Genomic DNA, 23,578 nt, shown 5'->3' with positions numbered 1-23,578 from the left:
ATTTAATTGGCTAATGAAAAAGCATAAAGCGTTTCTAAAGCTATTTGCTTACAACGCTCATCGTATTTTTGATCTTGAAAAGGAGTATTATCAAACTCTTTGGGATCGTCATAAGTTGTTCCTATTCTAAGTTCAACTCCTGGAATAAACGGGCAATTTTCCTCTGCATCGCTGCAGGTCATGATTGCTGCAAATTCAGAACTTGGATTTTTAGGATTATCATAAACTTTTGAAAAGCAAATGCTAGGCTCACCATCATCGTGAAAAACATGATAAACTGGATTTTCTGAATCACTCATTTGCTTCATTTCAAAACCTACTCGTAGCAAAGCATCAATTGCATTTCGATTGAACGAAGTCACTTCTGTTCCTCCTGAAAATGTATTTACATCTTCGATCCTATAATAATCGGATGCTGCTTTTGCCCATACTTGTCCAAAATGGCTTCTGCGTGAGTTATGAGTGCAGATGTAAACTAAATCAGTTGATTTTCCTAGCTCCTTTTTTGAGCGGATATAGTTGGCTATTTTTGTCAAAATTTCCTTTCTTTCAACTGAGATCGAATCAAATTGATTCTTCAAATCATCTAGATAGTTCCTTACTTTAGAATACATTGACATTTTTTTACGAACAACAACCACTTTCAGGCGAACAACTAGCGCCATTTTCACCACCTAATTGAACCAAATTCACTTTTTGTTTCGTTTGTGGAATTCCACAAGCATCGGATGCCAAGCAAGCTGTTGTTTTCGGGATTAAGATAAAATGCGAACCGTTAAAACCTAAATCATATTTTCCAATGGTATCACTTTGGTACTCTACTTCAATTTCATCATCTTCAATCCCTAGTTTCTCTTCTGAAAGTTGAATAATATTCAACAGTTTTGTTGGTTTCAAGCGGTGATCAAAATCGTCTGCATTCCACAATTGGAAATTGACTACCTGTTCTTTTCGAATAGTCCCACCACAATCAATGAAGTGTTTTTGAATGCTGCCCACTTCCGTAACATGAAAATGTTCGGGTACGAATTTCCCGTCTGGAGTCTGAAATGATACGTTATCAAGCGTTGGTAAAATGGCTTTTATTTCTGAAAGTTTCATGGTTTGAAATTTAATTTAACAACAGGGTTTTTCTTTATTTTCTAATTGAAGAGTTGCATTCGCTAAGTAGCTTTGTAATTCAGCAATTGCTTCTTTATCTACACAATAGCAAATGGAAGTTCCTTCGATGCTCCCTTTGATTAATCCAGCAGTTTTGAGCTCTTTTAAATGCTGTGAAACTGTTGGCTGAGCCAAAGACACTACATTCACAATATCTCCACAAATGCAAGTATCCACTTCTATGAGGTATTCCATTATGGCAATACGTGCTGGATGCCCCATGGCTTTCATCATACTGGCTAATCTGTTTTGTTCATCCGTAAAGTGGTCTGTTTTAGTCGCACCCATATATCGTAAAATAACTATATTGCAATATTACGATTAATAATCGTGTAAAAATTCATTTTCATAAAAAAAAGTTCAACCTTTCGATTGAACTTTTTTTGCTGTAACTCAAATTATTGCACGCCGCTACCGATTTTATAACAATGAATCACTGCGACGTTCTTATTTAGACTTTTTTTCTTTGAAAAAACTGTCATTTAAACCTGCATTGACCACATAATCTGTCAAAGTAATCGTAATTATCCCCTTGGATTTTGGTTTTGACTTGGTCTTTTTCTTATCAGTGGAAGTTTTGTTGATATCCGCAGCAACACTTTTGGGCATTTTAAACTTCTTTACATCAATTTCAAATTTCAACTCACTTGGCAAACCAAAACTCAACTGAGCCCCGTATTTGTAATCCGTTTTGACTGTTCCATTACTCTGAGTGGTCACTTGAGAACGCATAATGACCGAATTCTTTTGATCCACCCAAATCTTTGCCAAAATGATTTCTCCCGAACTCGAATTGGGAATAATATTAATCAATCTAGTATCAACGCCTCGAATCTCTAACGAATCTCCAAAAACAGCAGTATACTTTGACTTATCAGACAAAAACGTATTGAGTTCAGTAAATCCTTGCTTCGGCAAAATGGTAATTCCTTTCGATTCAATTTTGAATTTATCCTTTTGCTTGAAATAAATCTTTGCTTTAGAAGGCATGATTTGAATCATTGGAATATTTGCATCAATATGCGCGTTCACAGTATAATCTTTAACTGTTGCTAACTTCGCATTGATTTTTTCAATAATATCTTCCGGCGTTTGTCCAAATGACAGAAATGTCAGAGACAACAGACCGAACAGAATTGCTTTTTTCATCAGGATGTAATGTCTTTTTTGTTAAACTTGAAAATCGTAATGCCTACCAATAACACAATGTGAATGAGTAAAATAACGACAGAATTCAGAATCTGATCGAAAGGAACAGGCTCTTCGAAGAAACTTCGCCAAGAAGCCATGTGGGTAGTAAACAAATACGGTTTGATGGAATCAAACACACTTACGTCCAAACTTCCGATGATTGTAAAAACAATGATAATGGCCATTGTTGCAACGATTGGTCCGATAGAATTTTCAGCAAAAGCCGATAAACAAATGGAAAGTGTTGCAACGGTGAGCAAGGACAAATAAGCCACGCCAAAAGCAAGTCCAAATCTCCATAAAATATCTGCTTCAGGCAAAATAACCAACCCATCGCTATTTAGAACCATCAAATCTCCAGCTCCAAAAACAAGGTGCGAAACCAATAGTGATAAAATTCCTAACCAAAGAGTAATGACAAGGGTATAAATTGCGCCAGCTATAAATTTTGAAAGCACAATTTGTGTTCTGGAAATAGGTTTACTGGCCAACATGCGAATGGTTCCCATAGCTGCCTCACCTGAAATCAAATCCCCAGTTACCAAAGCAATTAAAAGCGGAATATGTACCACCAACATTTGCAAAATAATAAATGCAATTAAGTTTCCATTGACCAATTTTCCATTGAATGAAAGCGTTTGCTCGAAACTAGCTGTTACGAAAGAAACCATAGACTCACCATCTGCTTTCATAGCAAAAATGATGATTCCTATTAAAATTGTCAAAGCTCCCAATCCCAAATAGCTTCTGGGTTTCGAAAGAATCTTGATCAATTCGTTATATGTGTTCTTGAAAAGCATCAGGACTGAATGGTTTTAATGAAATAATCTTCTAGTTTGCGCTTCGGTTCGATGGAATGAAGTGCAAACCCTGCCAATACCAATTCTTTGGTAATTTCCGGAACAAGCTTTTTCGAAATGAATACTTCCAATTCGTTCGCTGAAGTTCGACTGATTTCTTGCGGATTAAATTTCATGCGAATCAATTCAATGGCCGAATCTACTTGATCTACTTCTATTCGAACAAGGGTTTCTTCACTATTCAACAATTCTTCTACAGAACCTTCCACAATCGATTTCCCTTGGTTGATAATCACCATTCGATTGGCTATTAATTCAATTTCAGATAATTGATGAGATGACAGTAAAATCGTTTTATTTTGTTCGTTCTTCAAGCGAAGAATTAAATTTCGGATTTCAATAATTCCTTGTGGATCCAAACCAGTTGTTGGTTCGTCCAAGATGATTAATTCGGGTTTGTGTAACAAGGTTTGTGCGATTCCCAAGCGTTGTTTCATTCCATGAGAAAATCCTTTCACTTTATGTTTTGCCCGATCGCCTAAACCAACGAAATCTAGCATTTCTGCAATCTCTTTTTTCGACACATTTGCACCAGAAATTCGTGCAAAAATTTCCAAATTCTTTTGTGCAGATAAATATTTGTAGAAATCTGGTTTTTCGATAATGCTACCGATGTTTGCCAAAATCTCAGAGCGGTTTTTACTCAGTGATTTATCAAATAATTCAATGCTTCCACTATCTGGACTAATTAGCGAGAGTAAACATCGAATCGTGGTGCTCTTCCCTGCTCCATTTGGCCCTAAAAACCCAAAAACATCTCCTTTATTCACCGTAAACGAAACATTTTTCACTGCTTCGAAGGAACCAAATTTCTTAGATAAATTCTGAACCTTGATAATGGTTTGTTGTTCCATAAACCTTAAACAGATTAGTCGCCTTTTTGTTCGAATTTTTCTTCTAAAAAAGACACTCTAAATTTACGCATTAAACCGAATCACCGATGGAAGATTTTCAAAAATTCGGTAGATGGTACCAATTGATTCTATTTCGCTTTTAGCCTCTCTTTTTCCACTGCAAGGGTTACCCCCTGATTTCCCCGTTTATAGATTTTGCACCCCTCAATAACCTAGCTTTGCTCAAAATCTATATATGAAAAAAAATTACTTCATCTTGAGCTTGCTCACATCAATGCTTGTAGCATTGAACGGTTATTCGCAAACCTATTCTAGTTACGGAAGCACACCTACCAACGATAACTACAATCCTGTAAATAACTCCAACGATACCATGTATTATACTTTCAATTCGTTAATGAATGGAGCTTATGAAGATGCAACCTTGATAATGGATGGATCCGCTTATTTTCAACCAGGTGGCTCCTACAATATTTATGGTCCTGGATTGGTATTGGTAGGTAATTTCACTTCTCCATCCACATACGACTGTACTAATTTCACAACGAGTATTACAGTACCCTTCGCAACTATTAATACGTATGGCGGAAGTGTAGTTTACAAGTTTGTAAAACAAGGAAATGTGTATCCTTATTGTAATTACAACCGAATCCGTGCTAAACTTCAGTACAACTATTGTACAACTGGAGTTCCAGCTCAAGAGGCAAGTTTCTCATTTACTGACAACTATTTTTGTGAGTCGGAAGGTCCATTCAATCTAGTAGGATCTCCTGCTGGAGGAAATTTCTCTGGTAATGGGATTACAAACAATGTACTTAATTTATCAAACTTAACTACTGGTGAATATAATGTTACATACACATTTACAGAAGCTAACGGATGTTACACCCAAGATAGTAGCAAATTCATAGTAATTGAAAGTCCAGCAGATCAATCTATACTGACTTGTGAGAATACATCTCCAGTGCTAAATACGGGTAATATTTCTACCGTTTATGCTACAAATTTAAATTTATCGAATGCGATTGGAATTGGAACGGATGTTACTTTAAATCCAATTACTACTAGTCCAACAGAAGTTTTTTCTGCAAAAGTATCAGGTCCTTTTTATTATCAAATAAATTCCCTGGACACAAGCAATCATCAGATTGTTGATCATGAAGTTCTTAGTGATGATGATCGCGGAGGAATTGCAGTTACAGCAAACTATGTTTACGTTGTTGGGGATGAGGCTACTGCTCGATATGATTTGGATTTGCAAAATGGGGTCGAATTGCCAAGACGTGATGGAATCTTTACAGACTTAGCACAATTGAAATTGTATACGCTTTACAACACTGTAGCTCCGCATACACCAAATGACGATCTAGATGATGAAGGGTTTACAGTAAATGCTTTACGTTCATTGAACGAAGATTTATCATACGGTTCTGAAATTATCCTCTTGACTCAACCTGTAACAATTGCTACAGATGGTGATCAAGGCGTGATTCTTACCGGACACAATGAATTGATTCTTGGAACTGCTTATGGAAATTATGATTTTTACCACATTTCTATTTTAAACGGCTTGGTAACACCAATGGGACAGCATGAACTAAATGTATATGGATCAGAAAACTGGGCAGATTGGGGTATGTCAGGATTTGATGGTACTGATCGTCATGCTTATTTTAGAGATGATAATGATTCTATCGTAGATTTTAATTTCACTGCTGACTCCGCTACGAGTATCATGCCAATTACAGATTTTTCAGATATGGCTAGCTTTATCGCTCACCCATTGAACAATCGTTTTTATGGACATTATGAAGGTGGTACATCTACTTTTGGAGGTGACGAGGAGACTTTATTCTACTTCCAAATTTCGGATACTGCTTCACGATTAGCTGCAACATCTTTAAATTATGCCTGCCCGAATAAAATCACTTTTACATTCAACACAGTTGATTTAGGAGTAGATACAACCGTATGTTCAGAAGATGGATTGTACATTATTCCTGGAGGTTTTGGTTACAATTCGTATACTTGGAATGGTGTAAACAACAATTTCAATTCTTATGCAGTACAAAATTCAGGTGAAGTTGTATTATCGGTTGTTGACAATGCAAACTGTACGATTACAGATACTGTAAACGTTACGATTGAAGCATGTACAGCTGGAATCAATGAATTAGCTGAAGCATCTATGCAGATTTACCCTGTTCCAAATAACGGAACTTTCCAAATAACTTTTGATGCATTGACTGTTGAATCACAAATTACGATTGTAGATGCGCAAGGAAAACAAGTTGCAAACCAATTAGTTTCTCAAGGAGAAACAATGATTGGAATGAATCTTACTGTTGAACCTGGAATTTACTTTGTTCGTTTGAGTTCTGAAAATGGAACTTCTCAACGTGCAATAAGCGTTCAATAAAAAATAGAATTTATTGAAAAAGCCGATTTGAATGTTCAAATCGGCTTTTTTGTTTTTATGAATAATCACTTATTTCGTTAGGTCTATCTTTTCGCGCTTTGAACCACACAAAAAATAGTATGTACCTGTAGGCCAAGATTCTATTTCAACAAGCTGAGTACCACGGATTGTTCCTGAATACATTTCTTGTCCATCTTCATTAATTAATTGAAATTCCATCACTTTTGAAGCTCCTAAGACCTCTAGTGTTAAGTAATTTGAAGACATGTTGTTGTAAACATGCATTGTTACGGGGGCAGATGAACCGGATTCGCTTGTGGTAGGAAGTTCGTTACTAATAAACGGAGCAATCACACGAGTTTCTTGCACCAATAACCGAATTGGGTTTGGAGTCTGTTTTTGAGCAAAAACAAAAGCATTGCTAATTAATGCTGCGAATAAACTGATTGAAAAAAAACGTCCCATACTCTTTAATTATTATGAACTGTTTCAGTCTTGGTGATTGCGTATAGACAACAACTATACCAAGCAAAAAAAGTTACATTTAAAGGATTAATGACACGGACTAAATCGATTTAAAAAGCTCAAATTATTTATTCAAAAAACACCTAAAACAGCTGTTTTTACTAACTTTTAGCGCTTAAAAACATTTAATAATTCGACAGATAAATGATTAGAATTTTGTTTGGAGTCGACAGGGAAAATTGTTCAAATTGAAACCTGTTTTTTTCATTTTGAAAAGGAATTATTCCAATCCATTTTTCATGGCCCATTTAAGGAGCACATTCTTTTCTTTTGGCAAACCCAGCTTTTCAATAATATTCGAACGGTGTCCCTCAATCGTTTTCTCAGACAAAAACAACATTTCAGCAATTTGTTTACTCGTTTTTTGTTGCCCAATTAATTCGATAATCTTGCGCTCTGAAAATGTCAATTTATCCAATTCACTCGTCCCTGTTTCACGCACACTCACCAAATCATTCAGCAAAGAATCACTCACATATTGATTTCCTTTTGCTACTTCCGCTAGACAATTTTTCAATTCGACCTGCGCGTGTTCTTTGAGAATGTAGCCATAAACGCCGTATTCTTTGGCTTTATTGTACAAAGTCATTTCATTGTGCATTGTCAACAGAATCACTTTTGTCTTCAGTTTCAGGTCGTGGATTTTTTTTGCAACGTCTAATCCATCCAAAGCTGGCATATTGATATCCAAAATAGCAATATCTGGCAAGCGCAATTGAATAACATTCAAAGCAGAAACACCATTGGCACAAGTTCCAATAACGCTATAACCGTAAGATTCCACGAAACTTTGTGTTCCTTGAAGGGTAAATGGGTGATCGTCAGCAATAACAATATTCATGGGGTTTTCTTTAGGTCAATAGTAATAATGGTTCCGTTTTTATCGGATTGAATTTTGGCTACACCACCAATAGCTTTGCTTCGCTCAATAATATTATGCAAACCAAATGCATCTTTTCGAGACAAAGTTTCCAATACATTAAATCCTAAGCCATTGTCTTTGATTTGAATCTGCAAATGATTTGTTTCTTCTCGAATAATAATCTTTGCTGCAACAGCTTCTGCATACTTGATAATATTTGAAAGAGCTTCTTGAATGATACGATATACTTGTAATTCATTGGAAACAGACAAAGATCCGTGATACACAATGTCTGAAGTTACCATTAAACGATTTACAGATTGTGCCCGATCAACCAATTGTTCAACACTTGCACTCAATCCCACCTTCTCAAACATCACAGGGTGCAAATTTCTACTGATACTGCGAATATCATTGATAATTGTGTCAATTTTTTCGCCCGCAGGACTCGCATTTCCTCCAATAGAATTTTTCAAATTCAACAAATCATGACTTACGCTATCGTGTAAATCACTTGCGATACGTTTGCGTTCCTCCTCTGTCTTTAATAAAAGTTGCTTGGTATATCTTAATGCTCTTCTATTTTCCGATCTGTTTTTCTTTTGCTTTTGACGAAAGGAGACTACCACTATAATCAAAAAGAATCCCATTAAAGCAGAAACAAGTAGAGCAATCGTTATTCTACCACTTGCAATCACTTCCTTTTGATTGTTAATTTGTCTTTCTTTGCGTTTAGTTTCATACAACTTATTCAACTCCAAGGTTTTTGTGATCATCTTTTGATTGTTGATCATATTCTCAGCATCCTTTAGTTTCTCTGAAATGAGATAAGCTTTCTCATAATTTTTGGTCAATACCGCATTATCTTTCAGTACATGTCCAAAAGCTATCTGATTTTGATAATCATCCTGTTCTTCAACAGCTTTCAATGCTTTTTCTATCAATTTGATATCCTTTATTCCTTCTCCAGCTTTTATCTGATAGTTTGCTAAAGCAATAATGTAATCAGCATCTGAAGCAACAGAATTCAGTTTATCCACATTCTTCTTCATATCGAAGAGAACTGCCTTTGCTTCTGAGTTTCGCCCCTCATGCAATAACATATCTACATAAAATGAAGAAAGTGCTACTTCCAATGATTCGTCCGCAATTTTACTTTTCTTAAATAAATGATAGGTCGAATCAATCAACTCATACAGTCTTGGATCTTCCATTTCCTGATATAAAATGATTTTATTGTGCAAGGAGATAAATACATTCCCCATATCATTTACGCGCTTGTAATCAGCCATTGCTTTATCAAAACACACTTCTGCCTCTGGGTAATTTTTAGAATACAAATTCACCAATGCCATGTTGTCATAAATACCACCACGTCCTGTATAATTAGTGGTTTGATTGAATAATGCGAGCGCTTTCGAATTGTATCGAAGTGCTTTTCCTTGTTGCCCCATAGCGAAATAGCAAAAAGCCATATCCCCATATCCATGTGCAACTTCCACACAGGTATTGTAATTAAATGGTTTGTTTACTGTTATTTTTCGAAAATAAGGAATTGCTTGGCGGTATTTCGATTGATTGATGTAATAGTTACCAATATATGATTCCACAAATAATGTACTGTCCCAAGAAAGTTTCGGTTCAATCATCTTTTGAAAGGAACGAACTGTATCGAGTGTGCTCTTCTGAAAAAAGGAAAAATACATTTCTTGTTCGGTCAGCTCAGACAGTGCAATCGCTGCTTTATCAAAACGGGTATTTTTTAATTGCTTTTCGTAGTAATTTCTAAAAACTGAATAATAATCAGCATCGTGAAAATAAGCCCTTTTAGAAAGCCAAGTACATGTCTTATCTACATCCACACTTGTTTCCTTATGATAAATCACACGAGTATCTGTTTCAGAGCAAGAATTCAATAAAAGCACTAGCGTAATTCCCAGAAAGTTTGCGAATCGATTATTCATTCAATAAGACATTTCCTGTTAAAAATACCTGTTTGAAACGAATCGGTGAGTATTTTCTCTAAAAACGAGGGTTTCCCCTTGTATTCTAAAACATCCAAAAGACAGATATTTGTCTGATTAATTTACGATTTTGAACATTGAATGAATCAGGCTAAAATCTGAATTTCATTCCTAAAAACTAAACTGAAACAACTCGATAACCCGAATGCTACTACACTTATTGCGTAAGGGGAATCCTCTATTGGCTTTGCTAGTAGAGGATTTTTATTCCTTTTATTTAGGCATCAGTTGAAAGTAATTCACGAAAATGGTCTTGAAACCATCCGATTAGTAAAGAACTAAAAAAACAGCCCAATAAGTGCTCTTCAACTTATTGGGTAAGAGAAAATCCTCTGCTGACTGGAGTCGGCAGAGGATTCTTTATTTTATACATCCTTTGTAATAATATGAATTTTGCTTTCAAGGATGTATTTTTTACGCAAGAGGAAGCAAACTATATTCATATTCTCTTAAAACTTCTTAAGTAGTTAAAAAGCAGAGGCCGCTACTACCTCTGCTTTATGTGAAAGTGACGATTAGGCATCTTTTTGATCTTTTAGGTAATCAGCAATATTTATTCTTACATGTTAGCTTTCTCAGTATTAATATCCTTTTGAAGATTTGTAATTGCACCTTTCAACTGATGAATATAGCTTCTGGTTGGAAATTGATCTAAAATAGATTCTGGAAAATCTGAAGGAATATCCATTCCATTCGCATAATGCAAATACAACACATAATAATCCTTTAAGTATTCATTTTGAATAGCTAGATAGGTATTTATTGTATTCATTTTATTAGCAATCGCAGTCATCAGCAATTGTTTATAAGATCGATCAGGAAATTCATTTAACTGTTCCTGAGGAAAATCAAAAGGTAAACTATCTCCTTGTGTAAAACACCAATACAATTCGAAATAACGTCCCAAAAGTCTAATTTCAGTAAGAACCATTTTAGATTCTGGAATGGGTGAAATTCTTAAAGCTGTATCTGTTTCCATTTTATTCATTTTAGTCGGCAATTAATATAGAACTGCGTCGATGACTAGAACAAGTATAGAACTCTTATCTTTTTGATTTCCTCTGAATGTCACGAAAGGAGGAATCGGTGTCATGAAAAAGTGAAAATGCAACATGAAACTAGAGTAATCCAATTAACTCACATTGATAGTTACAACTGATACACTGATTTTAATAGATTCTTAGCAGAGGAAATTATCTATTTAAGTCAGGTAAATTATTATAAATCTAGCCTTATTTTAACCGCAAAGAAGAGCCAGCTTTGGCTGGTGAAGACGGAGTGTAGTCTGAAAGACGTGACACGAAGGTAGAAGAACACAAAGGTTTGAATGTCACTATTATTGAAAATCCATTACCTAAAATTCGCATAGTGGATGGTTTAAAAGTACATAAATCACCTTACCAGAAACCTTTTAAACTTCCAATGAGAACTTGGGGTAATATGGCCATAAAGGATGTTTACTTAATAATCTTGAATTGATTGAGAACATCTTTGTAGTGATCACTGATAGGAATGATCGATTTATTGCTCATGACTAATAATCCATCGGAAGGTTGAATTTCTTCAATTTCATGCGCATTCACAATGTGATTTCGGTGAACGCGATGGAACATTGTTGAATCAAGGAGGGTGGTTATTTTGGCCAATGAAATTTGAATCACAAACTTCTCTTCCCCAACAAAAATAGAACAATAGCGTTCTTCCACCTCGATGTTTACGATATCAGAAACGGCCACTTTCTTCAAGGAATCTTTCTTCTTAATGAACAAAAAATCGGAACTTATTACGGTGTCTTCCTCATCACTTTGAAAAATATCTGGTTGATTGTAGAATTTTTCGATGGCCATTTCTAGCGCATAAAGCACTTCCAAAGGATTGAAAGGTTTCAATAAGAAACTATAAGGCTTTGTTAATTTGGCCCGCTCAAAAATACTTCTATCTGTAGAACTTGTTAAAAACACAAATGGCCTGGCAGATTGTGGAACGTTATTGAGGGTTTCAGCAAAGGTGATTCCTTCAGGAATTCCATTTAGGAAAATATCTATGACAACAATATCTACTTTATTTGCATAAAATAATTGCAAGGCTTCCTGATGAGACCTGGCAACACCAACTACATCAAATTGACTGGAAGTTAATGTTTCGATCAATCTATCACTTTCAGCAACTGTATCTTCAACAATCAGTATTTTAATTTTTTCCATCAATCTATTTCTTTAAGGTCACACTCATTGTTGTTCCCTCCTCTTTTCGACTCCAAATATCCAACTTCCCTCCGTTTTTTGCTAGCATTGACTTACATAAATTCATACCCAATCCTGAGCCAATTTCTTTTTCATGATCTTTCTTTGTCAATTGAGGCGAATCGCTCAACAACTTTATACGTGTTTCCTCCGACATTCCTCTTCCAGTATCTTCCCAATTGAAACAAACCGACCCTTCCTCCTCTTTTTCTAGATTTACGGTAATTTTTGAGCCTGGATTTGAGAATTTGATGCTATTGTCCATGAAATTGCGCAATACAATCTTGAGTGATTCAGCATCTACAAATACTTTTACCGATTTTGGAATCGTATTTTCAAACTGAATGTCTTTCTGATTCAAAACACCTTTAAAATTATAAGCTACTTGATCGATCAACATGCTCAAACGATGCATTTCTTGTTTGAAATAACCGCCATTCGTTTGTAATAGTGCCCAATTCAACAAGTTATCGAGCATATTGTAGGTGTTCGTAGCAATTACGCTGCTTTCTTCCAATTGATTCTCCAAGCTGGAATACTCTTGCTTTTCAACTTTGTCTTTGAGTTGATTGTTACTGACACCCAAAGCATGAACAGAAGACCTAAGATCATGACTAACAATGGAAAATAGTTGATCTTTTGTAGCGTTCAATAAATCGAGTTCTTGTTTTTGATGTAAAATAACGCGCGAACGCAAAACGTTTTGACGGTAAAAGTAAATTCCGAAAACCAAGATTGAAGCAAGTAATATTGCCACAATGAGGTAAGAAGTTAAACGTGATTGTTTTAATTTATTTTCCGTTTCCAAAAGCTCAACTCGTTGCTGTTTTTGCTCTACTGCAAGCCTTTTTTCTATTTGAGCAACTTCGTATATTTTATTTTGATCATTGAGAGAATCCTTCCAAATTTCATATTCTTTTCGGTATTCTAACGCAATATCGAATCTTTTTCTATTTTCCTCTACAACCGCCATATTTAGCGCTGTATTCAGTTTCAATTCTTTTGATCCATATTTCCTTGATAGAATATAAGCTTTCTCAAAATAAGTTATTGCTTTATCGTCTTGATATTGTTCGTAGTAAAGGGTACTCAATGCAATGTATGAGTGGATTAGTGAAACGTAATCTTTTCTTTTTTCAATCTTCTGTATTGCTCTCAAAAGATAATTTTCCGATTTGACGTAACTTTGCAAATGCAAATAACAAATTCCTATGTTGTGTAGCAGAGCGTCAATACGAATCATATTAACCCCTTTTTTATCATTCGTATCAATACTTTTGAAAAGATCCAAGGCTTCATTATAGTTTTCCTGTAAAAGGAAGATTCCACCTCGATTGAAACGGACCATCGTCTTAAACTCAAAATCGTTTCTAACAAGAGAAAATTCTTTCAAGGCATATTTGAGAATTCCTTTTTTATGAAATGCTTCAGCACGATAATAATGAATAAAATCGAGAATTTTTGGATCCTTTACCTTTTGCACTAATTGTTGTGTATTCACCAAAACAGAGTCCCAGTTCTCATGCTGCGCAAAAACAACTACCCTTGATAACCTTTCTAGATCGGGAGACTTTTTAGCCAATATTTGTGTTTTCTCATCAATGAATTTATTATTATCAGACCGTTGAGAAAATGAATGAAAAGAAATAAAAAAAAGCACCACAATTAATGGCGCTTTTATCCAATTAACAAATGTATTCAAATAAAACATTCTTTATACTTCTGTAGTTCTGACTGAAGTCATAACTCCACGAGAAGTTTTTGGCCCAACAGTACAAACAACCATAGTGGAGATGCTTAAAACACTTCCCAAAGAGATTGCTCTACCTCTTGCATCAGTTGTACTTGCTCGAAACTTACAATTTACTTGCACAATTTCGGATGTTAAGTTTGATGCATAACTCGCATAAAAAGATAAGCTACTCGGCTCAGTGGACGAATAATATTGTTTGATCGATACTTGACTTGGGTTTACATTTGCAGGAATCATAAATGACATAATAACATTTAATTGTCCATTTGCAACTATGTATACTGCATCGATATTGAAAGTTTCTGCCAACGAATTTCCACTTGCCGGAAGAATCGGCAGCATAACTGGTTGTACAATATAAGTTTGGATTGCTCCGTCGGTTTCGTTCAATTTCTCGGTTTCGTTTGTGTCCATAAAAGGTTTCATTTAATTAAACAACTAGTTTGTATCCAAAAATGCTACTTTTTAAGCAAAGAAGAAAGAAGTTCTGATTAAAAGATGGAATAAAATAATTTTTGTTTAATCAATTAGCTCTATTTGAGATTCAAACAGATTTTCTTAGATTGAAAATTCATTGGACACATTTCTTGCTCTGAAAATTTCAAAAACAACCTCATCTTATGAAGCAATGTATTTTAACCTTCTCAACACCAAAGATGGTTTTCATTTTTTAGCTTCTTTCAGATTTTTCGGAACTAAAGCTAGTTAATCTCCCCAGCTACCAGAATAAAAGCAAGGATTCATTTACAAATCATTGAATGTAGTTTTTTGAAGGTAGAAAAAATCTAATAACGAGTTATTTCATTTTCTTCTTTTTAGCTGATCCCACAATTATTTCTTGATCCGCAATGTCCCAATGTTCCTGAAAATCCAGGTTTACTTTGATTACCTTAACTCTACAGTTTTTATTATTCTTTGCCAAATCTTCCCAAACTTTGACATGATTTTTGTTCAATTTACCAGTCCAAACCGCCCAGTAAATCAACACGTAGAAATCAGCTTTTTCAACTTCTTTGATTGGATTTCCTTTGAGATCTCGAAACTTGAATAATTCGACCGATAGATTTGAACTATCTGGCTGATTATACTTCGTATCCACATTCAAATTGGGAATAAATTCAAACAAACCAGCGTTGCAAGAAGTATCGCTTTGTCTGTATTCGATGTAATTCCCTCGACTATCGTAAATCGAAGCATCTGGAATGGAGCGTCCTTTTAACATTTTAGGATAAACCCGACTATATACTGTCACAATATTGCTCGTATCCATATCGTTTTTCAAAGCACTTTTCTTGATACCTTTTTCACTTTCAAGTTCTGGGTCTTTAATCCCATACATTTTCTTCATGATTGGATTACAGCTGAGCAAAAAGAAAACAGCCATTAGAGATAAGAAATGTTTTTTCATAGTATCGAAATACGTGTTGTTAGAATGCCGTAAATCTAGGTATTCAAGGCTATAAAAAGGCCTTTTTAACTCATTTTCACATGAAAAATCAGACAAGTACTAAAAATCAATCAGTTATCAGTTATCATTTAACTTGAATCAGCGTTTTTGAATACAACGTCAAATTTTCGCTTGAAAGACAAACTAGTTCTTTGTTTTCAAGAATCTTGAAGCTCCATGTTTCAGTTTCTTCATTTGCGTCAAAATCTTCCGGTGTTGGATCAGCAAACTGTGAATAAATCATCTTTAATTCAAGAATTCCATTATCTACCTTGCCACTTTTAACCAAGTAATAAGTACGACTTCTAGCTGTCCCGCTATACTCACTATAAACACCTGAAATTCCCTCATCTCCGATTGTGAAATCCAACGATGAATTATAAGGCACCATATCATGTGCAAACTGAGGAATATCCCGCGTATCTGACCATTGTCCGACGTAATATGCGTATTCTCCTGCTGGAAGATTCACCACTGGTTTCTTCCGTACCACATTCACTTCTGTAATAGCATCCGTTTCGCGAACAATCTTCCAGTCATTACCGAATTTTCTGAAATACAAATACGATTCGACATCAGTTTTTTTCTTGTTTTCGATGCAAATTTTAGTGAATTGAGCTACAAATTCTACTCCCAGTGTATCTCTGTCATTGTAATAAACTTCGGAATACCCCAATTCTTGTTTGTAAGATGCATGTTTTTTTAACCAGTCTGATTTTTGGGCAAGAATTGCTTGCTTGGTCATCTTTTTAGCATAATACAACACGTCATCTGCATACAGATTTTCAAGATCTGATAACTGGTGCTCACTAATTGCCTGATTCCATTTTTTTAGGATTTTTTTTACGGCATCGTAACGTCGAAACACGTTTTCGGTATTCGGGTCTCTATCCGATTCTTTGGATAAAGCGACCTCATCTTCCGAATGGGTTTTCTTTTGTACATCAACTTCAGAATCCGTTTTCGTTTTGTCTTCTTTCGTGTTTTCAGAACTACAGCCAGATAATCCAACTGCTAGCAGAAAAAAGACACCAATTTGTTTACCAATCATTCAGAGTAGTTTGGTTTGAAGGTAGAAAGAATCAGTTTATCAGTTCGTTCGGATCTCTTACAGGTAAGATGAAATCCGCCAAAGCAGTTCCTTGAAAACGAGTCATAAGTATGCCACGCGTGGTTGAATAAACAATAGATGCTAATGAATTTGCTAGACCACCGTTTATATCCAAATTAGTGTCATCTACTACAACCGTTAATTCCTTGAAGTTTTCGACATTAAAAATGTATGCAAAATGGAATTTTGCCGTTGCTTCCTCCAAATTTGTATTCTCTTTGCTTTCAGTTTTAATTTCAATAAAAAAATCTGATTTAATCAAATTTTCTTCCAAATTAAACGCCAAATCAAATTTTGTAGTGTTATCAAATAATTTAATCGCATTCGTGTCAAAATCGAATGGACTGTTCATTTCCGCATGAAGAATGCGAAATCCAGTTATATGGATTTTATCTGCGATCACTTTAGCTGACACGACTCGATGGGCTTTTATGGGTTGTAACATTAAACTTTTCAAACTTGCTATTTGAAGGATAGCTTCTGTTTCTCCAAACAGTAAAACTTACTTCCTTATGCAAGGAAGAATCAACCACATGCACAGAAGGGACCTGAATTAATTCTTCTCCTAATTCTGCCTGTAGTTTTGCAAGCGATCTTAATGTGAAATTGTGCTCACCATTTAGCCATTTGCTAATTTCTGAAGGTTTTTTATCCAAGCTTTCAGCCAATTCTTTTTGAGACATGCCTTTTTCAGTCAATATTTGATTGATTCTTTTGATGATATCTGCATACCAACGCACAAAGATCTCCACGTCTTTCGGAGTTTCGTCTAGAATTTCTTGTAAGATTTCACTTCTCATACTTCTAAATTTTAATGGTGTTTCAAGTATTCCTAATCAATGATTATTTCTTCTGTTTGACCAAACTGAAATTCACCGTAATTATATGCTTTAAGAATTTTAACTGCAAATTGTTGCGCCTCGTAAAATACCATGCTCGTTTTTCCATCTTGAGCAGCATCACTCGTTTTTTCATCACCATTGAATAATACAACTATTTCATTACTAATTCTCAAGCAATATAAGCGCAAAGGGTAATTTATATGAAAGAATGTAATGGTATCTTTTTCAATTTCACCTTTGGGTGGAATTCCATTTGCACTTCGCTCTTCTCTAAAATAAATGGAAAGAGCTCCGTCTACCTCACCAATTATAGTTGTTAAAAATTTTGCTATTTCTTGAAAATTTCTTTTTAGAGTGTCATTATTTCTGCTTTTTAAAAAGAATTTATCCGTTTCACTGTATGAAGCATCCAGTTGTTTAACTGTATACAATGTACATTTTGATCCCTCGTCATCCCACACTTCAACGGCAAAGCTATTCATTTATTTCAATGTTACAAATTATAATTCACTTATAAGTTAATTCTTGCTTTTTTTATCATATAGTTCATTTATTGTATTGAATTGAAAATCCTTTTTTGATACATAACTAAAATAAATGATAATAGATTCATTTTACTTTTTTGGCTGTAACAATTGATTCGCCATCATCAACAGGATTATCTGTAGATCCTAACTCACAAACTATTTCAGTAGCATCTGCATGAATAGCGTTAGTTATAGCTTCGTTAATGACATCAATTTGTGTCATACGAGGGCTGATATCTTCATCAACAATGCGCTTTATTTCGGCGTACATTTTACTCATAGCAATGCAATAAGTTCTATTAATGATTTTTTATTATTTGAGTATTTAATTGAATTCAATACATGTTCCATTGAATAATCAGGTAATGATTGATCCTTTATCAAAGCTTTCCATTTGTTATTGTAAAAAGTAATTAATTTACCGTCCCAATCTTGGGTTTGTGTTTCTCCATTTTTTACCCACTCAAAACATTTAATTTTAGGATTAGTCAATAAAATACCTTGTTCAGATTCAATCCACCTTAAATTCTCTTGCAATTCAATCATATACCTACGTGTTTGACCTAATTCGTTGTCGAAATCAAAATAAAGATGTTGACCTGCATCAAGTAAAATATTAAATGTGAAGCGCTCAAGTTTTGAAACTAAATCAAAAGCAAGATCTAATTCTCGTTTAAAAATTGGTGTTCCAATATTGTCATGAGAAAAAGGGTTAAAATACCAATCTTTTAAGTTTTTTAAATCAGTCAATTCTGAAGCATTAATACTATTGTCTTGACAAAAATCAATGAATTTTTCTAAATATTGATTTAAAGTTTTTAGTTTTTTGATTTCTGTTATTCCAGTTTCATGGTCAAAATACTCACCGTAATGCTTATTTGCTGGAAGTAGTTCTTTTATTCTCTTTTCTAAAGCTTTTCTAAGATGGTTTGCACAAGAAGGATAATCATGTTTAGAATAATAAAATTCAGCTTTTTGGATATAATCTAATGAATTAAAAAACAAAGGAGTATTGAATGCTAAACCTACTTTTTGATTCGCATATAATTCTAAATAACACCATTTTCCTTTAGATTTTGTTTCAAACCAGTTTTTAGCAACTTGAAACCAAAATCTATCATAAGTTGAAATGAAAATTTGATAATTTGTAAAGAAAGGTTCTGGCTCTGTTTGAATTACATCTGCATTACGTTTTATTCTTTCAATTATTTTATTATCATTCTCTTCATCAACAAAGTGTTCAATTATTGGTTTTTTGAAGTTTTTTAGAATATTTAAAAGAGGTAGTCGGTTACTCATGTCTAGACCTATAAAAATATCGTCTAAATAAAGAATTTTAAAATCAAAATTATTCTGGGGTGTGTTTATTAAAGCTGCAAAATAAATTGAAATTGCCAATGCGGACAATCGAGCTTCATTGAGTACCGTTAAATGATTTTCTTCATCATTTTCAGTATCCAAACCAAATAAACTAACTGATAAATCAATTTCACAAATCGGATGTTTTCCCGTTCGTTCTTTTTTAGAAGAATGTATATAGTCAATATAAGGCTCGATAAACACTAATTGAACTTCAAGATGTGGCTCGAAAAATTTAATAATTTCATTTAGGATTAAATTTATTCTTCGGATATCTAGATCCAAACCTTGAGCAAATAAAGCTAAGTTTTCTTCTTTATACCAAGCTCTAGGAGCAAAAAGAGATTCCCATGAGTGAAGATAAGATCTTTGAGTTACGCTATTTTTTTGTTTAGCCAGGATATTTTCAATTAATAGATTCGCAAACCTTCTTCGAAACTCGGTTCTATCCCGTAAATCATCCATTAAATATGTTTGTAGTAATTCACGATAAGATAGAAAACTATTCAATAAATTTGCTTGTGCAATATAATTTGCTCCTTGGATATTGTTATTTGTCACGCCAAATTCGCGTTGTTCACATCCGTGAACATCTGTAAAAGTTATTTTTACTGACACATCGTTTAATACTTCCGATTGTATATCGGTATCTTCATTTTTGATCCTTGTTTTTGAAACTGCGATGTGTCTTGACGGAATTACTTCTACAGTGTTATCCGAACTATTGAAAAATTGTTTCAAACCCTCATAAACACTTGATTTCCCACTTCCATTTTCACCATAAATCAAAACACTCTTTCCTTCTGGTATAATTATTTTATTTTCTTCACCTCTATTATAAAATGCTTTATAATTGACGAATTCTATTTCGGATATCCGTTTCATATTTTGCTACTGTTCATAATTAATTCAATTTGAGGAATAGCAAGCATATTAAACATAGCTTCTTTTAATGGGTGATTTTCTTGGTTTATTAAAACATAAATTTTCCGAAGTTGATGAACTGCTATTTCACTAATATTTAAATCTGGTAAATCACTTATATATTTAGCAATGTAAAGGTTACGAATTTTAAACTCTTCTTTAAAGTACAACTCAAATACCAAAGCATTGGCAATTTGCTCGAAATATATTAAAATAAAATTGTCATTGAATTCTTTAGAATTTTCCTTTTTAAGGGAGACTAAATAGTCAGTTATTTTAATAAATGGTATTTCTTCAGATTCAGAAACTCTTTTTACTGGAATTTTTTCAAAAAATATTTTTTGGAGTTTCCTACTGCCACCTTGCAATTCAGGGAAATCATCGGCAAAGCAATGATAAAATAATTTTGAATTAAATATACAAGTAAGATATTTCAAATGTTCACCACTCATAATGAAAAACCGATCAGTACACAAAAAGTGGTCATTTTCATCATAAACGAATGGAAAATACTTTGTAATGTCAAGAAAAATTATTTTATCTTTTTCAAAATCGTCATAATATGCGCATTTTCTTAATTCCCACCAATAGTCACCTTTATCATCACGTCTATATAATCCTTTATCTTTACCTGTATATGCGTCACCCTTGAACTTAAGATATTTATATATTGAAGGGAATGAATCTTTGAAAAATTGTTCTGGTTCTTTGCCGTTTCTGTAAAGATTTGTCCATCCGCTTTTGATAGTAATCAAAAATTTATTTTCAAAGTTAGGATACCATTTTTCAATATTTCGAGAACTACTAAGTATTGGTTTAATTATGTGTTCACAATTAGAATCTTCTTGAATTAAAAGGTTTTTGTCGTCTTCATGTATAATAAAACCTTCATTGAATCCAGTTAATAAACCCCTATTGATTTTAATTAACCAGTTTTTTAATGGTATCCCTTGATTTTCGATAAAATCTTTGATATCATAAATATCCTTATCGCCTACAACCCAGGCATTTGAATCTATATTTGTTAAAGGATACTTATTATTTAAAATATAGTGACTTATACTTTGTTGCTTTATATCAAAATCTGAATTTAATTTTATTACTTCAAAGTTTGTGAAGTCACTACTTTTCAAATATAATTTTGATTTCGTAAATAATATATTGGTATCTACAGTAGCCGTTCTAAAAACCTGTACATTTCCTAAATCTACTAAAAGAATTGGTGTCGTTTTTTTAGCGAAAAAATGGCGAAGACTCATTCCATATTTTGCTCTCATCCATTTATTTGAAGTAATGAAGCATAATATTCCTGTATCATTAAGTAATTCTATACTTCTTTCGTAGAAAAGCGAATATATGTCACCAGTTTTTTCAAATGTCTCATAATTTAAATGTTGGTATAGTTTTGCTAATTTCCCACCATCTTTTTGTAATTGAACATAAGGTGGATTTCCGATCACCAAATCAAATTGATTGACTCCAAACATCCAATCTGGATCAAACCACTCAGCTTTGTTATGACCAAATGGCTCCCAAGTACTTAATTTATAGGCTCTAGATTCAGTATCAACAAACAAGTTCATTTGTTCTTTAAAGATTTTCCGTTGAACTTGTGGAAATTGATCCTTAATCTTATATTTCTCATTTCCTGAACTTTGTAAATAATCTGTTCTAAGCTGCTCTAGTTCTTCTAGTTCTTCGAAATGATCAAATAAACCTCGTGACTGTTGTTCTGGAAGTTTCAACAAGGTGTTTGCAGTTACAAACTTAAATTCAAGGTTAGGTAATGGATCAATTCCACGGTTGGGTTTTGAATCATCAATGCGCTCATCGACCACTAAAGTCAAGAAGCAACGTAGTTTCGATATTTCAGCCGCTATCGGCTGAATATCTACTCCATATAGTGAGTTCTGAATAATTCCTATTTTACGTGCATACTGTGAATTTCCTTCTAATTTTTCTTTTACGGCTTTTCTCGCTGTTGCATTTTTATTTTCATTGATACGTTGCTTTATCCACCACACAGCATTTTTATCTAATTTTTGTAGGGCTAAAACGATTTTTTGTAGTACCCCCATTGGAAATGCTCCTGACCCGCAAGCAGGATCTAATATTTTCACTGTATCTAGGGCTTTCAGAATTCCAATTCTATCTGATTCATTGAATTCAATTTCAGCGTTTTCTGACATTTTAAAAACAGTACGCAATTTATGCTGAGAAATAGTTGTTTTATTATGAATGTACTGCACCAACGATTCTGTCGCCATATAATCAACTATCTCGCGGGGAGTATAAAAACTCCCTGTTGCTTTTCTCGCTGTTTCGCCACTATCCGGATCTATTTCTGCTAATAAGTTTTCGAAAATCCGCCCTAACATTTCTGGATCTACACTAACTTCAACATCGGTAACCGAGTTTTCGTCGATTGTAAAATTGTATTTTTCTAATTCTTCAAAAAAAGATTGAAACCATTTATCAGATATGATTAGAGTATCAATATTTTCGGAAAGACCTGTTAATTTATTAAGTCTGTAATAGTCATCAACACCTGGCTCAAAAAGCCCTCCATTTAAAAAGGGAACTTTTTCACAGCCGTATGGAAGATTATCCAACCGTTCGTCCATAGGTGTATTCAATGTTTGAAAGAACAATCTCTCCAGAATTGTATGGTAATAATTTTTATTAGCATTAACAGCTTTTGAGGAAAGTAATTCCTCTGCTATAAGAGAAGCCTCATTCTTTTCTTTTTTCATTTTGAGGAACCAACAAAATACAGAACGACCTATTAATCGGACTGCAAATTCTTGATATACCTGTCTTGCATCCTTTGTAAGATCTGGCAGAATTAACTTCCCATCTCCAAAATCCGTTTGTTTTTTTACGGATCCTATTTTACCCCCCACCAATTCATAGAATTTCTGTTGAATAATCTTGTAAAATTCTTCATTCAGTACATCTACACTAAATGATCTTCTGATATCCTCTAGAGAAAATACTTTTCCTGAAAGTTTACTAAGGAAAATAGTTGGTGTTTGCACTTGTTCCCCTTCTCCTAAAAGATATGTAAAACGTTTAGGTTCGGTTGCTTCAGTTATTACTTCTCCTTCATTATTTAAAACCTTTACTTCAGAAACAAATGACAACCTCCATTTATTCTCTTGTACAAAGACAACTAATGCTCCATCTACATCGTATTGATAAACCTCCCGCAATAATTTCCGTAACCCAACTTTATTGCGTTCTAAAAACACGTTCGCTTTTACTTCAATTTTATACAAACCTATAATTCGATCGTCTGTTGTTGTTATATTTCCTAATTCAAATGCACTGTCAGCAAGATCGTTTGTAGGAAGCGATATTTGTTTTGGTTGCACCAATAGTTGGCGTGCGCCAAATACGGTTTTTAATACTTCAAGCCAATTCTCATGGTTATAAGCATTTGAAAATATCTTTTGTAATTGTGCTTTATCCATGGT

At 34.0% G+C, this 23,578-nt stretch carries 22 protein-coding genes; 1 reads left to right on the top strand and 21 read right to left on the bottom strand.

All coding sequences use genetic code 11. The features are described 5' to 3' along the window. Window positions 1-2 precede the first annotated feature (2 nt). The 6 genes from FLUTA_RS15360 to FLUTA_RS15335 all read right to left on the bottom strand — a co-directional run bounded on the left by FLUTA_RS15360 (window position 3) and on the right by FLUTA_RS15335 (window position 4,066). A complete protein-coding gene (locus FLUTA_RS15360; RefSeq protein ID WP_013687812.1) occupies window positions 3-614 on the bottom strand; it encodes a low molecular weight phosphatase family protein in 612 nt (203 codons plus the stop codon). Window positions 615-624: 10 nt separating this feature from the next. After that, complete coding sequence (locus FLUTA_RS15355; RefSeq protein WP_013687811.1) at window positions 625-1,101, bottom strand: DUF6428 family protein; 477 nt, start codon at window positions 1,099-1,101, stop codon at window positions 625-627. A gap of 15 nt (window positions 1,102-1,116) precedes the next feature. After that, window positions 1,117-1,449 (bottom strand): ArsR/SmtB family transcription factor, encoded by a 333-nt coding sequence (locus FLUTA_RS15350; RefSeq protein WP_013687810.1) that lies wholly within the window; start codon window positions 1,447-1,449, stop codon window positions 1,117-1,119. A 159-nt stretch (window positions 1,450-1,608) separates the two neighbouring features. Beyond that, window positions 1,609-2,310: a LolA family protein gene (locus FLUTA_RS15345; protein WP_013687809.1), complete on the bottom strand. Its 702-nt coding sequence runs from the start codon at window positions 2,308-2,310 to the stop codon at window positions 1,609-1,611. Beyond that, window positions 2,310-3,152 carry an ABC transporter permease gene (locus FLUTA_RS15340; RefSeq protein WP_013687808.1) on the bottom strand — a complete coding sequence of 281 codons (843 nt, stop codon included), beginning with the start codon at window positions 3,150-3,152 and terminating at the stop codon, window positions 2,310-2,312. The genes FLUTA_RS15345 and FLUTA_RS15340 overlap by 1 nt, the downstream gene beginning before the upstream one ends. Next, the gene (locus tag FLUTA_RS15335; RefSeq protein ID WP_013687807.1) at window positions 3,152-4,066 is read right to left on the bottom strand and encodes an ABC transporter ATP-binding protein; all 915 of its coding nucleotides are present in this window, start codon (window positions 4,064-4,066) and stop codon (window positions 3,152-3,154) included. The genes FLUTA_RS15340 and FLUTA_RS15335 overlap by 1 nt, the downstream gene beginning before the upstream one ends. A gap of 235 nt (window positions 4,067-4,301) precedes the next feature. On the opposite strand from FLUTA_RS15335, the gene FLUTA_RS15330 reads away from it, so the two are divergent. Beyond that, window positions 4,302-6,485 carry a T9SS type A sorting domain-containing protein gene (locus tag FLUTA_RS15330; RefSeq protein WP_013687806.1) on the top strand — a complete coding sequence of 728 codons (2,184 nt, stop codon included), beginning with the start codon at window positions 4,302-4,304 and terminating at the stop codon, window positions 6,483-6,485. A gap of 69 nt (window positions 6,486-6,554) precedes the next feature. Here FLUTA_RS15330 and FLUTA_RS15325 read toward each other — a convergent pair whose 3' ends face one another. From FLUTA_RS15325 to FLUTA_RS15255, 15 genes are all read right to left on the bottom strand, one after another. Then, complete coding sequence (locus tag FLUTA_RS15325; protein ID WP_013687805.1) at window positions 6,555-6,950, bottom strand: T9SS type A sorting domain-containing protein; 396 nt, start codon at window positions 6,948-6,950, stop codon at window positions 6,555-6,557. A gap of 280 nt (window positions 6,951-7,230) precedes the next feature. Continuing rightward, entirely contained in the window at window positions 7,231-7,851 is a 621-nt protein-coding gene (locus FLUTA_RS15320) for a response regulator (RefSeq protein WP_013687804.1), read from the bottom strand. After that, the gene (locus tag FLUTA_RS15315; protein WP_013687803.1) at window positions 7,848-9,836 is read right to left on the bottom strand and encodes a tetratricopeptide repeat-containing sensor histidine kinase; all 1,989 of its coding nucleotides are present in this window, start codon (window positions 9,834-9,836) and stop codon (window positions 7,848-7,850) included. Before FLUTA_RS15315 ends, FLUTA_RS15320 begins: the two co-directional genes overlap by 4 nt. A 619-nt stretch (window positions 9,837-10,455) precedes the next feature. Next, window positions 10,456-10,875, bottom strand: a complete 420-nt coding sequence (locus tag FLUTA_RS15310; protein WP_013687802.1) for a hypothetical protein — start codon at window positions 10,873-10,875, stop codon at window positions 10,456-10,458. Between the two features lie 478 nt (window positions 10,876-11,353). Next, window positions 11,354-12,100 carry a LytR/AlgR family response regulator transcription factor gene (locus FLUTA_RS15305; protein ID WP_013687801.1) on the bottom strand — a complete coding sequence of 249 codons (747 nt, stop codon included), beginning with the start codon at window positions 12,098-12,100 and terminating at the stop codon, window positions 11,354-11,356. Window positions 12,101-12,104: 4 nt separating this feature from the next. Next, entirely contained in the window at window positions 12,105-13,841 is a 1,737-nt protein-coding gene (locus FLUTA_RS15300) for a tetratricopeptide repeat-containing sensor histidine kinase (RefSeq protein WP_169312093.1), read from the bottom strand. Window positions 13,842-13,853: 12 nt separating this feature from the next. Continuing rightward, window positions 13,854-14,306 (bottom strand): hypothetical protein, encoded by a 453-nt coding sequence (locus FLUTA_RS15295; RefSeq protein ID WP_013687799.1) that lies wholly within the window; start codon window positions 14,304-14,306, stop codon window positions 13,854-13,856. A gap of 382 nt (window positions 14,307-14,688) precedes the next feature. Then, complete coding sequence (locus FLUTA_RS15290) at window positions 14,689-15,300, bottom strand: hypothetical protein (protein WP_148235448.1); 612 nt, start codon at window positions 15,298-15,300, stop codon at window positions 14,689-14,691. Between the two features lie 124 nt (window positions 15,301-15,424). Further along, window positions 15,425-16,390, bottom strand: a complete 966-nt coding sequence (locus FLUTA_RS15285; protein ID WP_013687797.1) for a hypothetical protein — start codon at window positions 16,388-16,390, stop codon at window positions 15,425-15,427. Window positions 16,391-16,421: 31 nt separating this feature from the next. Then, entirely contained in the window at window positions 16,422-16,865 is a 444-nt protein-coding gene (locus tag FLUTA_RS15280; protein WP_043023864.1) for a hypothetical protein, read from the bottom strand. Further along, window positions 16,855-17,250 carry a helix-turn-helix domain-containing protein gene (locus FLUTA_RS15275; protein ID WP_013687795.1) on the bottom strand — a complete coding sequence of 132 codons (396 nt, stop codon included), beginning with the start codon at window positions 17,248-17,250 and terminating at the stop codon, window positions 16,855-16,857. The genes FLUTA_RS15280 and FLUTA_RS15275 overlap by 11 nt, the downstream gene beginning before the upstream one ends. 32 nt (window positions 17,251-17,282) lie before the next feature. Next, window positions 17,283-17,774, bottom strand: a complete 492-nt coding sequence (locus FLUTA_RS15270) for a hypothetical protein (RefSeq protein ID WP_013687794.1) — start codon at window positions 17,772-17,774, stop codon at window positions 17,283-17,285. A gap of 127 nt (window positions 17,775-17,901) precedes the next feature. Continuing rightward, window positions 17,902-18,099 carry a hypothetical protein gene (locus FLUTA_RS15265; RefSeq protein WP_013687793.1) on the bottom strand — a complete coding sequence of 66 codons (198 nt, stop codon included), beginning with the start codon at window positions 18,097-18,099 and terminating at the stop codon, window positions 17,902-17,904. Next, window positions 18,096-20,063, bottom strand: coding sequence for an AAA family ATPase (locus tag FLUTA_RS15260; protein WP_013687792.1), 1,968 nt, complete (start codon window positions 20,061-20,063; stop codon window positions 18,096-18,098). Before FLUTA_RS15260 ends, FLUTA_RS15265 begins: the two co-directional genes overlap by 4 nt. Continuing rightward, window positions 20,060-23,575, bottom strand: coding sequence for an Eco57I restriction-modification methylase domain-containing protein (locus FLUTA_RS15255; RefSeq protein WP_013687791.1), 3,516 nt, complete (start codon window positions 23,573-23,575; stop codon window positions 20,060-20,062). The genes FLUTA_RS15260 and FLUTA_RS15255 overlap by 4 nt, the downstream gene beginning before the upstream one ends. Window positions 23,576-23,578 lie beyond the last annotated feature (3 nt).

Origin of the sequence: Fluviicola taffensis DSM 16823 (assembly GCF_000194605.1) — a bacterium.
In the GTDB taxonomy this organism is placed as follows: Bacteria; Bacteroidota; Bacteroidia; order Flavobacteriales_D; family Crocinitomicaceae; genus Fluviicola; species Fluviicola taffensis.
Note: the sequence above shows the minus strand (reverse complement) of the source record. Positions and strands in the feature narration are given on the sequence as shown.